12 protein-coding genes are annotated in these 15,091 nt (G+C 59.9%); 4 read left to right on the forward strand and 8 right to left on the reverse strand.

Features of this window, described 5'->3' with window-relative positions:
• On the reverse strand, positions 1-844 hold an 844-nt coding region (locus ACIREA_RS11865), incomplete at its 3' end, for a glycosyltransferase family 4 protein (protein WP_397382486.1).
• Between the two features lie 177 nt (positions 845-1,021).
• Here ACIREA_RS11865 and ACIREA_RS11870 point away from each other — a divergent pair.
• From ACIREA_RS11870 to moaC, 4 genes are all read left to right on the forward strand, one after another.
• Positions 1,022-1,720: a response regulator gene (locus tag ACIREA_RS11870; RefSeq protein WP_397382487.1), complete on the forward strand. Its 699-nt coding sequence runs from the start codon at positions 1,022-1,024 to the stop codon at positions 1,718-1,720.
• Positions 1,717-2,967: a sensor histidine kinase gene (locus ACIREA_RS11875; protein ID WP_397382488.1), complete on the forward strand. Its 1,251-nt coding sequence runs from the start codon at positions 1,717-1,719 to the stop codon at positions 2,965-2,967. The genes ACIREA_RS11870 and ACIREA_RS11875 overlap by 4 nt, the downstream gene beginning before the upstream one ends.
• Before the next feature lie 486 nt (positions 2,968-3,453).
• Entirely contained in the window at positions 3,454-4,452 is a 999-nt protein-coding gene (moaA, locus tag ACIREA_RS11880; RefSeq protein WP_397382489.1) for a GTP 3',8-cyclase MoaA, read from the forward strand.
• 412 nt (positions 4,453-4,864) lie between these two features.
• Positions 4,865-5,311 (forward strand): cyclic pyranopterin monophosphate synthase MoaC, encoded by a 447-nt coding sequence (gene moaC / locus ACIREA_RS11885; protein ID WP_397382490.1) that lies wholly within the window; start codon positions 4,865-4,867, stop codon positions 5,309-5,311.
• A 179-nt stretch (positions 5,312-5,490) separates the two neighbouring features.
• Here moaC and ACIREA_RS11890 read toward each other — a convergent pair whose 3' ends face one another.
• From ACIREA_RS11890 to ACIREA_RS11920, 7 genes are all read right to left on the reverse strand, one after another.
• Positions 5,491-5,946: a transposase gene (locus ACIREA_RS11890; RefSeq protein WP_397382491.1), complete on the reverse strand. Its 456-nt coding sequence runs from the start codon at positions 5,944-5,946 to the stop codon at positions 5,491-5,493.
• Positions 5,947-6,134: 188 nt separating this feature from the next.
• Complete coding sequence (locus tag ACIREA_RS11895; RefSeq protein WP_397382492.1) at positions 6,135-7,442, reverse strand: DUF1501 domain-containing protein; 1,308 nt, start codon at positions 7,440-7,442, stop codon at positions 6,135-6,137.
• Between the two features lie 49 nt (positions 7,443-7,491).
• Positions 7,492-9,981, reverse strand: a complete 2,490-nt coding sequence (locus ACIREA_RS11900) for a DUF1549 domain-containing protein (RefSeq protein WP_397382493.1) — start codon at positions 9,979-9,981, stop codon at positions 7,492-7,494.
• 172 nt (positions 9,982-10,153) lie between these two features.
• Entirely contained in the window at positions 10,154-10,942 is a 789-nt protein-coding gene (locus ACIREA_RS11905) for a choice-of-anchor K domain-containing protein (RefSeq protein ID WP_397382494.1), read from the reverse strand.
• A gap of 292 nt (positions 10,943-11,234) precedes the next feature.
• Positions 11,235-11,633 carry a GxxExxY protein gene (locus tag ACIREA_RS11910; protein WP_397382495.1) on the reverse strand — a complete coding sequence of 133 codons (399 nt, stop codon included), beginning with the start codon at positions 11,631-11,633 and terminating at the stop codon, positions 11,235-11,237.
• Positions 11,630-13,822: a sulfatase-like hydrolase/transferase gene (locus tag ACIREA_RS11915; RefSeq protein WP_397382496.1), complete on the reverse strand. Its 2,193-nt coding sequence runs from the start codon at positions 13,820-13,822 to the stop codon at positions 11,630-11,632. Before ACIREA_RS11915 ends, ACIREA_RS11910 begins: the two co-directional genes overlap by 4 nt.
• A 92-nt stretch (positions 13,823-13,914) precedes the next feature.
• Entirely contained in the window at positions 13,915-14,514 is a 600-nt protein-coding gene (locus ACIREA_RS11920; protein WP_397382497.1) for a L,D-transpeptidase family protein, read from the reverse strand.
• Positions 14,515-15,091 lie beyond the last annotated feature (577 nt).

Here is a 15,091-nt window from a genome sequence, read left to right on the forward strand (position 1 = left end):
TGCCAAAGGTTTCCGTGATGCTGGGAAAGAGAAACACATCCCCCGAGGCATAGTGCGCGGCCAGATCCGCCCCCGTGCGCGCTCCGGCATAGTGAAACTCGGGCCGCTCCTCCTTCAGCGACTCCAGTCGCGGACCACTGCCCACAATGACCATGCGCGCCTTGGGCTGCACCTCTTTGAACACATCAAACGAGCGCACCACCAGCTCCAGATTCTTCTCAGCAGCCACGCGGCCCACATAGATGGCCACCGGAGTGCTCTCATCCGCGCCCCAGCTCTGCCGCAGCGCCGGATCACGGCGAATCGGGTCAAACATCTCCGTGTCCACCCCGCGCCCCAGCACGCCCACATTCTGGATGCCCCAGCGTTCCAGCATCGCCGCCGTGTCTGCGGAAGGGGTCAGCGTCCGCGCCGTCTGGTTGTGGATCGTCCGCAGCACCCCCTGGGCCACAGTTTCCAGACCGGGCAGGTGGTAGTCTTCGAGGTAGTTTTGAAAATTGGTGTGGAAACCGGACACCACCGGGATGTCGCGCTTCCCCGCCGCACGGATGGCGGAGATGCCCATGAGCGTCTCCGTGGCCACATAGAGCACGTCCGGCCGGAAGGCGTCAAACAGCTCCAGCATCTGGCGGGTGGAAGCAAAGCCAAAGCGCAGGCCCGGATACCCCGGCAGCGGCATGGAGTGCATCACATGGCGCTGCAGGCCGTCCCCCTCCCCCTCCACCGTGGTGACCACCTCCACCACATGCCCCCGGCGTTCCAGCCCCGCTCCGAGGGTGTACAGCGTCCGCGCCACGCCATTGATGTCTGGCGGATAGGTGTCGGTGACGATGAGAACCCTCATTTTGGGAGATAGTTAACGAAAGCTGGATGAAGCGCATCCCCTAAAGCAGTCCAACTTTGTCACCGTGACGAATCCGTCACGCTTGTTATCTGGGAAGAAAGCAGGACTGTTGCCATGTGACACCTTCGTTGCCATCATGAGTTTGCCGATGGCACGGCCACATCACAATGCCACTCTATGAGCAAGATACTAATCGTCGAGGATGAATCAGACATCGCGGAACTCATCTCCCTTCATCTCAACCGTGAAGGACATGAGGCGATCTGCATCGGCAACGGTTTGCAGGTCATGCCAGCCGTGCTGGCACAGCAGCCGGAAATCATTGTGCTGGACCTGATGCTGCCCGGACTGGACGGCATGCAGATCTTCAAGCGCCTGCGTGCAGACACCCGCACCGCCGCCATCCCCGTCATCATCCTCACCGCCAAAGGCCAGGTGACCGACAAGATCGCCGGCCTCGAACTCGGCGCGGATGACTACCTCACCAAGCCCTTCAGCCCGCGCGAGCTCTACCTGCGCATCAGCGCGGTGCTCCGCCGCGTGAAGAAAGTCACCCACGTTTCGGAAATCCAGCGCGGCCGCTTCATGCTGGACCGCAAAAACATGAAGCTCTTTCTGGACGGTACTGCCCTGGACCTGACCACCATCGAGTTCAAGCTGCTCACCACCCTCATGGAAAACGACACCGCCGTACACAGCCGCGCCGACCTCCTGCGCGATGTCTGGGGCTACAACAGCGACGTCGCCACCCGCACTCTGGACACTCATATCAAGCGGCTGCGTGAAAAACTCGGTGCAGCCGGCGAACATATCGTCACCATTCGCGGTACCGGGTTCCAGTTCCAGACGGAACTCCCCGCCAACCAGCCTGCATGACCTCCCTTTCCCTCTTTCTCGCCCTGATGCTAGGCATCTGCCTTTTTGCCTGGGCACGGCGTGAGAAGTATTGGACGAAACGCTGGGAGGGAGTGGCCAAAAACCTCGGTCTGAGAGCGCGTGATGCAGACCTGCTGCCGATGCATGCCACCACGGTCTTCCTCGCCCGCCAGCAGGCGGAGCAGCAGGCGGAGCAGCGCCGCGTGTTTGAATCCCTGCTCGATGAAATCAGCCAGGGCCTCGTGCTGGTGGACAGCCACCTGCGCATCCGCTACGCCAATGCACCGCTGAAGAAGCTCCTCCACCGCAAGGAGATCCGCGTCGGACGCCCGCTCATCGAGGATGTGCGCGACCACCAGATCTCCGATCTCGTGCAGGAATCCATCACCGAAAAACGCCACACCACCCGCCGCATCCAGATGCTGCCTTCAGACGTCGGTGCCGGGTCCAATCTGGGCGGCCGTTACTTCATCATCGAAGCCGCCCCGCTGGGTGCCGATGTGGGCGGCGGCGCCTGGCTCATGATCCAGGACGTGACCGAATCCGCCATGACCGAGCAGATTCGCCGGGATTTCGTCGCCAATGCCTCGCATGAGCTGCGCACGCCGCTCACCCTCATCAACGGCTACATCGAAATGCTGCAGGAAGACTCGGCCAAATCATCCCCCACGATGAAACGCAGCCTCGATGTCATGGAAAAGCACGGCAAGCGCATCGCCCGCATCATCGAGGATATGCTCGCCATCTCGCGCCTGGAAGACGCCAGCAGCTCCCTGAACAAGGAGCCCTTCGATGTGCATGACTGCGCCGAGGACGCCGCCGACCACCTCGCCCCCATGCTCGAAGGGCGGGATGCACGCATCGAGCTGGACTTCCCCAAAGGCGACTGCGTGCTCACCGGCGACCGCTTTTACTGGGACCAGATCTTCACCAACCTCATCGAAAACTCCATCAAGGAGAACACCAAGCCCGGCCTCGTCATCCGCGTCTCCGGAGAGTGGCAGAAAGACGCCTGCATCCTCAAAGTCAGCGACAACGGCATCGGCATCCCCGCGCACGATCTGCCCTTCGTCTTCAAGCGCTTCTACCGCGGCAACAAGCACCACTCCTCCCAGATCAAAGGCACCGGCCTCGGCCTCTCCATCGTCCGCCGCGCCGTGGAGGCGCATGGAGGGAAGATCGAACTCACCAGCTCCCCCGGCATCGAGACCACCTTCACCATGCGCCTGCCCTTGCAGCCTGCGTAAACGAACACTCTTCGGAGTGCGAAGCATGGGCTTTCCTAAATTGGCAAGTCACCGACGGCACTCTTTTGTCATTTCGCCCTGCGAAACACCAGCCCTGTAGGGGCTGCGGAGTCAGCCCAGGGTCAGCCGAGCCTGAGCGAGGCGACCCTGGGTACCGCATCACCAAATCGGAAAGCAAACCCATCGCTCTCGCCACACACCGCGCCCACCAGCAGCGTCTGCAAACAGCCCCGCCACGCGCAACGACCTCCGCCAGCTCCAAAATTCACGATCAACGCTTCAGGCCGTAAGCTATTCAATCTCTGCTCCCTCTGCCTCTTTGCCTCTCTGCGGCAAACCGAACGTCCTCATGCCCGCCATGAAGGAAATGCATTTTGAGAAGCGGCCATAACAGGCGAGCTCTCCAGCGCCACCGCCCCCGTCCAAGATTTTGACTTCATACCCAAGCTTGAGCCGGAGCGTAGTCTGTGGTTAGAACCCCCTCCTGTGGAAGACCTCTTCGGCCATCGCATCTCCTACCTGCGCGTCTCCGTCACCGACCGGTGCAACGAACGCTGCCGGTACTGCATGCCCGAGGAGGAGCAGGCCTGGTTCGCCAAAGACGAAACCCTCAGCTATGAGGAACTCCTGCGCACCGTCCGCGTCGGTGCCACCCTCGGCATCAAAAAAATCCGCGTCACCGGCGGCGAACCCCTCACCCGCCCCGGCGTGGCCGGCTTCTGCGCGGAGCTCGCCCAGATCCCGGGCATCGACGACATCGGCATCTCCACCAACGGCACCCTCCTCGCCAAGCTCGAAGACGGCGTCACCATGGCCGAGCGCCTCGTCAAAGCCGGCGTCCGCACCGCCAACATCTCCCTCGACTCACTCGACCGCGCCACCTACCAGCGCACCACGAGCCGCGACCTCCTCCCCCGCGTCCTCGAAGGCATCGATGCCGCCATCGCCGCCGGCTTTCAGTCCATCAAGCTCAACTGCGTCCTCATGAAAGGCCAGACCGAGAACGAACTGCCCGCCCTCATCAATTTCGCCCGCGAAAAAAACGCCCTCCTCCGCTTCATCGAGCTCATGCCCGTCAGCACCCAGGACGTCCTGAGCGAGGACAACTTCCTCCCCATCGGCATCGCCAAGCAGCTCGTCGAGCAGACCACCGGCCCGCTCACACCCCTGCCCGATTTCAAGACCAACGGCCCCGCCGCCTACCATCTCATCCCCGCCACCGGCCAGAAGATCGGCTTCATTGGCGCGATGACAAACCTGCACTTCTGCGAGAACTGCAACAAGCTCCGCCTCACCTGCGACGGCAAGCTCCGCCCCTGCCTCGGCAGCTACCTGGAGTTTGATCTCCGCAGCGTCCTCCGCGCCGGCTGCACCGACACCGAACTCGCCGCCTTCTTCCAAAACGTCGTCTCCCGCAAACCCAAGGAACACGACTTCCGCCACAACTACCAGCCGAATCGGCGGATGATCGCCATTGGCGGTTAAGCCCACGGAACCGCGACAGTCTTTTGGAGTGCGGTCGCGAAGATGCAAGGCGCAAGCCTGCATCGCAGCTACCGCTTTCGCAGGGTCAAGAATGCACTTCGTCCTGAACCCGCCGCCCAACCAGCGAAAGCAACGTCGCGCCCGCAACATTGCCGTCCAAACTCATGAATGGACAGGATTAACACGATTGCAGAATTAACAAAATTCGAGCCATCAATACAATCACACCCACTTCCAGCCCGCGCCCCCAAATCACAACGCCTTAATCCTGCATAATTCTGTCATCCTGTAAATCCTGTCAAAACCAACCGACCTAACAACAACCCGCCCCCGCCTCACCCACAGCCCCTCACTCATCGCAGGCAAAATACCACTTTCCCAGCTCCCCCTCATCCCTAGCATCCTCCTTCCCATGAGCCAGCTCACCCATCTCAACCGCAAAGGCGAAGCCGCCATGGTCGACGTCTCCACCAAGCCCCCGCTCCGTCGCGAAGCCGTAGCCGAAGGCCGCATCCTGCTTCAGCCCGCCACGCTCGATCTCATCCGCAAAAACCAGGTCAAAAAAGGCGACGTCCTCAGCATCGCCCGCATCGCCGGCATCCAGGCCGCCAAGCAAACGCAGTACCTCATCCCCCTCTGCCATCAAATCCCGCTGAGCAAAGTGCAGGTCGATTTTGAAGTGCGGCCCAAAGCCATCCACATCACCGCCACCGCCATCACCGTCGCCCCCACCGGCGTCGAAATGGAAGCCCTCACCGCCGTCTCCATCGCCGCCCTCACCATCTACGACATGTGCAAGGCGGCGGACAAGAAGATGCGCATCGAGGGCGTGAAGCTGGTGAAGAAGACGAAGGGGTGAGGGTGTGACGTGGACATGCCGCGGGGGCATGTGACCTGGACATGCTCGATGAAGGCCAAAGGCCTTCTGTAATTGAGCCCAGGGTTCGAAGAACCCTGGGTACACGACCCATCATCCCGTTCTCTCAAGGACCAACCACAACGTGGTTGTGTCCACCGCCGCCGCGCCACCGTCAATCTTCAATCCCACACGTATGCTTCGTCCCAGCTCTGTCCATGGCGTCGCAACAACTCACGGTATTCCTCCTGAAACGTGATCTTTCGATGGTGCTCTTCCTGTCTCGAAATGTATCGCGATACCGCGCTCAAATTCGACTCGGAAACGGAGAAACATCCATACCCGGCCTGCCAGTGAAACTGGCCGAACAATCCACCGCGCTTCTGAACCCAATTGGTGGAGACACGTTTGATCTCCTTCACAAACTCCGCAATCGCCAGCGTGCGAGACAACGTGGTCAGAAGATGCACGTGATCCGCGACACCGCCGATCTGGATGGGCAGGCAGTCGAGCGTCTTGGCGCACCCGCCCAGATACGCGTGCACCTCGGAGCGAAACGCCGGATCGTGGAAGGCGGGTTCGCGCCCCTTGGTGGAAAACACCGTGTGGATCAAAACTCGGGCGATGGATTGTGGCATGCGTAATTTTTGGATCATTCGGCGGCGGACGCAACTCCGTTGGAGTTGCACGAGAAGGGACCATGGGAGGACGATAACCCAGGGTTCTTCGAACCCTGGGCTCAACTACAAAAGCCCGTTGGGCTTAAAAACAAAACACGCGATGCCTTGCGGCATCGCGTGCTTCAAACTCACGGCGAAATCCCCGCTTACGCGAAGAGGTTCGTAATCGGCTGCCCCTTGTCGGCGATCGTGAACGGACGCTTGCTCGGGCTGTAGATGACCTGGTCCAGCGGCAGACCCAGCGCATAGGCGATGGAGGCGTTGAAGTCCATGATCTTGACTTTGTCTTCGACGACTTCGCGGCCTTCCTTGTCGGTCTTGCCGTAGGTGTAGCCGCCTTTGACGCCGCCGCCGAACATGACGCCGGAGAAGGCCTTCGGATAATGGTCTCGACCGGCGTTCTGATTGATGTCAGGCGTGCGGCCGAACTCGGAAGTCAGCACGATGAGAGTGTCTTCGAGGAGACCGCGGTTGTGCAGGTCAGCCACCAGCGTGGCGAGGCCTTTGTCGAGAGTTTCGCAACGGTCAGGCACGGCCACAAAGTTGGCGTTGTGCGTGTCCCAGCCGCCGAGGGAAACTTCGACGAAACGGACGCCGCGCTCCACCAGACGGCGGGCGAGCAGGCAGCCCTGGCCGAAGGCTTCTTTGCCGTAAGCGGCGCGGAGTTCGCCGGGCTCCTGGGTGAGGTCGAAGGCCTTGAGGTCTTCGGACTTCATCATGGCCATGGCATCGTCATACATGTCGGCATAGGCCTTCACGTTGCGGTGCGGGAAGGTGGTGCGGAAGTCCTTGTCGAGTTCATCCGCCAGCTTCATGCGGGCCTGGAATTTCTCTTCGGGGCTGCCGTTCTTGATGTTCTTGAGGCCGTTCTCCGGATTGCTGACGAACAGCGGAGCCTGCGCCGCAGGGAAGAAGCCTGCGCCGGGATGACGGCTGTCATTGCCGATGAAGACGAAGTTGGGCAGGGTGCTGTTGCCACCGCCTTGAAACACATTGAGCCAGGCGCCCATGGCGGGATGGCGGATGGTGCCGCGCATCTCGTAGCTGGTGTGCATCATGTAGTTCCCCTGCTCATGCGCACCCTGGGTGGAGGAGAGGGAATTGATCACCGTGCCGTGGTGCATCTGCTGCGCGGTGAGTGGCAGGTATTCGGAAATGCGCACGCCATCAGCACTGGTCTTGATGGGCTTGGTCGGGCCGGCGGTTTCCACGCCTTCCTTCGGATCCCAGGTGTCCATGTGGGACTGACCACCGCTCATGTAGAGATAGATGACGTTCTTCGCCGTGGCTGCCTGCTTGAGCTTCGAGGAACCCTCAAAGGCCGCGAAGGATTTGCTGGTGAGCGACTGGCCCAGCAGACCGACTCCGAGAAGGGAGCTGGCTGTCTTGGCAGCGAAATCACGCCGGGTGATTTCACCTGAGCGGACGAGTTTGGAGGCGAGTTCCTGTTTCATCGGAGTTTGCGCGTGTGGTGTTGGTTTTAACGTTTCTTTGCTGAATGTCTTATTGAATGAAAATGAACTGCTGCGTGTTCAGCAGGGAGAAAACGAGGTCCTCCATGCTGGTGAGCCCGCTGTCCTGGGCCTTGAGCCAGACGGCCTTTTCTGCGGCGCTGGGCTTGCGGGAGAGGATGGTCATGTAGGCGGCGTCCACCTTTTCATCCGCATACGGGGCCTTGTTCACCGTGAGCATGAGCTGGCTGTACTTGCTGGTGATCTGAGGCAGGAGGCTGCCGTTCATCATGGCCAGGGCCTGCGGCACGCTGGCGTCATTGTTCGCGTTTTCGATGGTCTCGCGGTCGCTCTGGCCAAACTCACGCAGGTAGTGGCCGCGCGGAGCGGGGCTCTCCAGCTCGGCGGCACGCAGCGTGTTGCGGCTGATCTGCTCGCGTGTGCTGATGTAGTTCCGGCGTTCCTTCTCATTGGTGATGCCAAAGAAATCGGCTTCTTCAGCATAGGCGTCGCGCGCCTTCTGGGCGACGGCCTTCTGCTCTTCTTTGCTGAGTTCTTTACGGTCATAGCCGGGGATGTTGATCTTTTCCACCTTGGCTCCGTTGGCCATCATCATCATTTCGCCGCCACCGCTCATCATGGCGGGAGACGAAGAATCACCACCGCTGTTCTTGGTCAGGGAGACCATCTGGTAGGGCTTGCCGGTGACTTTTTCGAAGAGCTTCTTCTCCCCGGGGGCGATGACCTCAGCATAGGTGACGCGGCGTCCTTCATTCTGGATACGGTTGACCTCGGTGCGAATGGCGTCGGCCTTTTTCTTGAGCTCCTCCGCTTTGGCCACGGCGGCGACTTTGGCGGGGCCTTCGGGCAGGGCGTCTGCCGCATCGCGGGCTTCCTTGGTGGCGAGGCGGGCTTCGGCAAAGAGCTTCTGCTGCACATCGGTGCGCTCACGGTTCTTGCTGTAGATGTCGGCGGCTTTCTTGAGACCAGCGAGAGCTTCTTCGGGAGAGAGCGACTCTACCCCGTCCGCGATCTTCTTCGCCTGCAGAATGCGCTGCTCCATGACGTCACGGTTGGCCTGATTGATCATGTCCGGGCTCGGATTGACCAAGGTGACAAAGGAGTCCCACATCTGCTCAGCGCTCATGCGGCGCAGGAGAGGGCCGGTGAAGTGATACACATTGCCGGGTGCATGCTCCTCACGCGTGACCTGGGCCTGATAGGCCTTGGTGTTGTAAAGGACACGCAGGACGCCTTTCATGTCATAATTCATGTCCATCACGAGCTTCTCAATCTGCTTCTCCATTTCAGGAATCATCGGCACGCTGGTGTCCATGAGCTCATCCAGCGGCTCGATCAGGGCCAGACCAAACACGCGCTTCCACAGGCGGTTGGCAATGACGGTGGTGAAGCGGGGATTCTCAGGGCTGGTCATCCAGCGCGCATAGGCCTGCAGGGGTGTTTCCCCGTTTTGGGTGATGCACTCATGCCCCATCATCGTGCCGGGCTCGACAGCGGACTTGGGTTTGGCGTCGGTGTACTGGTAGTCATGCGGGAGCGTCGGCTTGCGTGCGCTGCTGCTCACAGAGGTGTAGCGCATGGTGTCGCGCACATCGTTCATCGCTTCCTGATAGCCGCGCTGTTCCTTGCGAAGCACCTGACGGGCTTCCTCGCGCTTCTTGTTCACTTCCTTCATCTCCGCATCATACTTCTTCTGCTCGCTGACAAACTTTGCCTCAAGAGCGACTCTCTCCTCCTTGGTCATCTTACCGGTGTTCTTGACGCGCTGCGGACGCTGCGGCTCCTTGATGGAGGCGCGGAGGGCGTTTTCCTTTTCGCGCATCAGATCGGTCACTCCACTCATGGTGTCGCCGCCGTAGTCCTGGGTCTGCACGCCATAGGTGAAGGCGGCCATCTTGAAGAACTGCATCTGCGACCACTTGTCGAAGGGGTGGTTGTGGCACTGGGCACACTCGATGCGGGTGCCGAGGAAGACGCGCACGGTGTTCGCCATGTTGTCCAGCGGCATGCCGCGGTCGCGCATGTAGTAACCGATGGCGCCATTGTCCCAAGCCTTGCCCTGCGCCGCCACCATTTCACGCACGAACTGATCGTAAGGCTGGTTTTTCCGCAGGCTGTCTTTGACGAAGTTGGCATAGGCCGCGCCAGTGATGGCGCCCGTCTGGTTGCCATTCGAAGTGACGCGCAGCACATCGGCCCAGTAGTTGAAGAAATGCTGCACGTAGGCTTCGGAGGACAGCAGCTTGTCGATGAGCTTGGCACGCTTGTTCGCTTCCTTGGAGTTCAGGAACTCCTCCGTTTCACGGGTGGTCGGGATGCGGCCGATGACATCCAGGTAAATGCGGCGCACAAAGGTGTTGTCGTCGGTTTGCGGATTGCCCTGGAGCTTGTTGGCCGCCCAGTCTTTGGCCAGAACCGAGTCAATCTGCCTGGCTGCAGCAGCGGTGTCCATCTGGCCCGCAGCACGGGCAGAAGACAGCGAAACGAGCGCTAGGAGGGGGAGGGCGAAGAGTTTCTTCATGTTCGAATAAACGTGCCAATTGCACAACCTTTTCACAATCGCGAACAATCTTCGCACAATCGACATGGCTGCTTTGCGTGGAATTGGCCTTTTCGGAGTGTGCCGCAGCCACGCAAAAAGAGGCCGCCGATTTCCCGGCAGCCTCTTTGCGATTGAATGGATTGCAGCGATCTCAGTCACGCCTTCTGCGACGCAGCAGGATTGCCATTCCGGCAGCTGCGATCAGCACCGCGCCGCCCGGCTCAGGGATCGGTGCCACGGTGACACGGCCCATCAATACCGCCTGGCCCGTCTCCCCTTCAAACACGCGGAACGTGTCCTGATCTGAAAGCGAGCCATCGGTGGCGTTCTGATCCACCTGAAACGTCAGTTCGAGGTAGTACTGACGATTGGCCGGATCCGTGAAGGTCAGCAGGCTGGCAGGAGAACCGATCTCCACGATGTCCGCGCTGGCGATGGGATCATTGCCATTCGTGGTGTTGATCATCATCAGCGTGGAATTGATCATCTGGGTCGGATTCTGCAGCAGCGGACTGGAGAACGTCAGCGCCATGCTCAAGTCAACCTGGGAGGCACCGGTTCCGGAAATGATGGTGCCGTTGCGATAATACAGACGGCCAATCTCAAAGGAGGTCTCCACCGCCACATTGCTAAAACTGCCGGGACGGAACCACAGGGCACTGGTGCTGTTGTTGTTGCTGGAGGCCGTTCCCCATGAAAACGCCGAAGCGCCCGCAGTGGCGGTAAAGGGAATCGGGCTCAGCACCGCTGGCACGCCATTCAGGAGATTGTTGTCGATGGCATAGGCAAAGCTGGCGCTGTTAGGCGGCTCAGCCACAGGGCCGGTGAAGCTGGAGGAAACTGAGCCGTTGAGCAACGAGCTGGCACCAATTGTCTGGGCAGACAGAGGACTCACTGCAAGGAAGGCCAGGAAAAGAATTGGTTTTGATAATTTGCTCATAATTCAATCTCATTTTTGAAGTTTCTCGCGCACGGAAAGCCCCAGAGATTCAATTCGCCCCAATTCGATACACCGCCCGCAATAGTGATTGCCGCTCAGCGCATCGAATGTGAGATCATTATATTTTCTGACACTCTAAATAGATACTTAGAGTAAATGCAGGAAACCCTCAATATTGAAATTGTATGATTGTTGTCAGAACTACTAGGTATTGAAATTAAGCCGTTTCAAACAGTCCACACCTCTGAATCATCCCCCGCAAGAGCATCCCCCTCCCCCCTGCCGTTTCGGTTTACTTTTCTTCAACTTCCGCCCGCCTCTTCACCGTGATCTGATGAATGCCTTTGCGCAGCGTGCCGACGTTGAAGTTGACGATCAGCCCTGTTTGAAAATGCCCCAGCCTGACCTTCGACTCCAGTTCCTGCTGCTGCAGCCGCGTGATCTCCTCCTGAGAGCGCACCAGCAGCAGCAGTGAATCCCCCACCACAAAGTCCAGGCGCGTCGCGGTCTGCACCAAGCGCCCATGGTAGTTGAACTCCAGCGGCACATGGCGTTTGAAATCAAACTCCAGCTCACGCAGCTCGATGGCCAGGCATTCCTCGTACGCGTCCTGCGTCAGGCCCGGACCGAGCGTGCGGTGCACGTTCATGCACGCCCCGATGACGAGATGCGGCAGATCAGCGGCGTTCATGGCGCAGTGGGCTGCAGCGTGTCTTCTCCCAGAATGCCGTAGATCTCCGCCGTGGTGCTCTGCTTGTGCGTGGTCAGCCACTCGTCCATGGCCGCGGACAGGCGCGCCTTCACTTCAGGATAGCGCGTCTTCATATCACGCTCGCAGTGCGGATCTTCACGCAGATCAAACAGACGCTCGATCGAGCGATTCACCCCGGGAGTGCGGATGTACTTGAAGCGCTCCGTGCGCACGCAGTGCTCCTTCGTTTTCAGCACGGCATCTTGAAACTTGTCCTTGAGCACGAAGTGAAAGTCGAAGTCGGGGTCTATGAACGTGGTCTCATCCATCGGCGGAATGAACAGCGGATCTTCACCCGGAATGGTGCGGCGGAAAAAGAGGTAGCTGGTTTCACCGAAGTAAGCGAGGCCGAGGCTCTTCTTCTCCCCGCGGATCAGCGGTGCCAGACTCGCGCCTTCAAAACGCGGCTGCGCAGGCACACCCACGAGGTCCAGCAGCGTGGGTGCAAAATCCAGCGTGCGCGACAGCTGCGCATGCCGCTGCGGCTTCTCCAGACCGGGCACATAAAAAATCGCCGGCACATGATTGGCCTGATCACCGCCATTGAAGGTGGTGCCATGACCAAAGGTGCAGTTCGGCTCGAAGAGATCATCCCCATGATCTCCGGTGACCAAAATAATCGTGTCATCCAGCAGCCCCTGCTTTTCCAGCTCGGCCACCACGCGGCCCACCGAATCGTCAAACATGCGCACGCAGCCGTCATACAGCGCGGTGATCTGCTCCACCTCCTTGCGCGGAAGCTTGCTCCACTTTTCATTGATGTCCGTGCCACCGATGAACTCATCCACGTTCAGCGCCAGCTCGTGCTTGTGCGGGCCGTCGTACTTCGGGTCCGTCCACATCTTCGCGTAATGCGTGGGCGTCTTGTACGGCAGGTGCGTGCAGGAGTAATAACCAAAGAGCAGAAACGGCTGCCGGTCCCCCGCGCGCTGCTTGATGCGGTCGATCACCTGGTCCGTCACCACCTCGGGCGTCATGTAGTTCGCGAACGACTTGAGCTTGGGGAACAGCATGTGCCCCACATGGTTGTCGAAAAACAGCGGCAGGATCTGATGATGCAGGAAGACCACCTCGCTCATGTACACGCGGAAGTTGTCAAAATCGGAGACAATGATCTTCTCGAAGCCCATCGGCAGCTCGTTGAATCCGCACGCACACCAGTCGCCGATCACCGCCGTGTCATACCCCTGACGCTTCAGCTCCGCGCCGAGTGAGGGCGCTTCCTGATTCGCCCGGTCCACCATCGCCCGGCTCGGGAACATATGCCTCACCCCGTGCGTGTGCGGATACTGCGAGGAAAACATGCTCGTGAGCGATTCCAGCGTCGAGGCTATGGGCGTCAGGCAGCGCTCAAAATTCACCCCCTTCGCCGCGATGCGGTCGATGTTCGGCGACGTCAGTCGGTGATACCCGTTGCAGGAAAGATGATCCGCACGCAGCGAGTCCGACCCCAGGATGACAATGTTCTTGGGCCGCTTTTTGCCGCCTGCCAGCTCTTCCATATCAGGCACTCGATTCACCCCGTAGCCGCTCACGACAAACAACGCCAGTATGCCCGCCACCGCCGAGAAACTGAACAGCAGCGGCCGTGCGGCGCGCGTGAACCACCGGCGCAGCTCAAAGAGATAAAAACCGGCTGCACACACAATGGCTGTTAGCGGAAACACCTGCGTGATCATCGCATGCACCGCATCCTGCACCCCCGTGCCACACACCCGCCCCAGCGCATCATACCAGCCCAGCAGATAGCTGTAGTCACCGAAATACGGCTTCTCCAGCATCAGCTTGAAAATGAAAAATCCGTACAGCAGACACGCAAACAGCAGCGTGCGCCAGACGACGCCCCAGCGCGCAAAGGCCCGCACCTTGCCCCACAGCCGCACCAGCGGGTAGATCAGCAGCACATACCCGGCGGCCACCAGCAGGTAGCCCTTCAGCACCACCAGATTGCTCCACACGAGGAACCACCAGTGATGCTGGATGGCCACCTCCGAGAAGCGGTTGTTGAAGCCGTAGGAATTGCCCGCAAAGCTCAGGATCGCGCTCAAATACCACGCCAGCAGCGTGCCGAACACGGTCAGCACGACAATTTTCAAGATGTGACGACGTTGCAGGGATGGAGGCGGCATGCTGGAGGGAACCAAAGACTACACCGCTACATACGCCTCTCCACCGGTATCTCTCAACCCCGACATCACTCAAGCCCACCCCTTCCCTGACCTCACGGCGGCAGCTGATTCGGCGCCGGCAGCTTCCCCTCCACCACATCCACTCGCGCTCCCACCTTCACCCAGTGGCACAGCGCGATGATGTCTTCAGACCCCATGCGGATGCAGCCATACGAGGCCGTCGTCTTCAGCTTGGCCTCCTCCGGCGTGCCATGGATGTAGATCGCCCGCTCCAAAGCATGCCGGTTGCGCCATTCCATCCCACGCAGTTGCAACACACGCGTCACGATGGCATCACGCCCCGGCGCATCCACCGGCACGATCTCCCCCGTGTGTTCCCGGGCCTTCAGCCTCGCCCCCACCGGCAGTCCCTGCCCCACGATGTCCACCACTTCCATCCGTCCCAGCGGAGTCAGGTACGTCCCCCGTTTGTCACCCGTTCCAAACCGGGAAGTGCTCACACGAAACAGCCGCCGGGGAATTCCCCCCTCCATCGTCACCATCATCTGCTCCGCCACACTCACCACCAGCCGCTGTGCTGCCGGAACCACCACCTGCGGCGCCTCACCACTAGCCTGCCGCCTGGCATGCCCGCACGCCGCCAGTCCCAGCACCAGCCCTGCCAGGTGCGCCACCGCCGCGATTCTCATCATCCGTTCCCACATAATGTATCCGTAAAATCAGCAGTGAGTTTCCAGCACGCAGCCCGTTCAATCAGCCCCCGGCAGCCGTATTCCCGTCGTTCGCTCATGAGGATAGTAATGTTCACGATGCGAGCGTGTATGCCCCAGAGGGTCAATCCAACGCCAGAAATCATCCACTTTCGTATGGGTTTCATGGGCGCAGCCTGCCATCAGGCAGCATCCCAGCAGGATTATCCAACAGCGCATCACATTCATTCCGCGTTACTCTGAGATAGGCTGCACCGGCGTTCAAGCATTGCTTATGGGCCATTGCTTCAATCCATCCCACCCCCAAAAAGTCCGCTGCAAACCCATACACCCACAACAGGTGGAAACACCCGCCAATCCATTGTCACTCCTCCGCTTGAACCTTACCCCAGCGGCTTGAGGCGCAGCTGACGCAGCGTGTAAAATGGCAAATCAGACTCCACCATGCGCCGGCAGCCTTGCTTGCGCTTCGGACCAAACATCTCCCGGTTCCCATCAAACACACTCTCCACAAACTCGCGGCTCCCCAGCACCAGCCCGTCGCTGAAATAGCGCACCC

Origin of the sequence: Prosthecobacter sp. (assembly GCF_044373815.1) — a bacterium.
GTDB lineage: Bacteria > Verrucomicrobiota > Verrucomicrobiia > Verrucomicrobiales > Verrucomicrobiaceae > Prosthecobacter.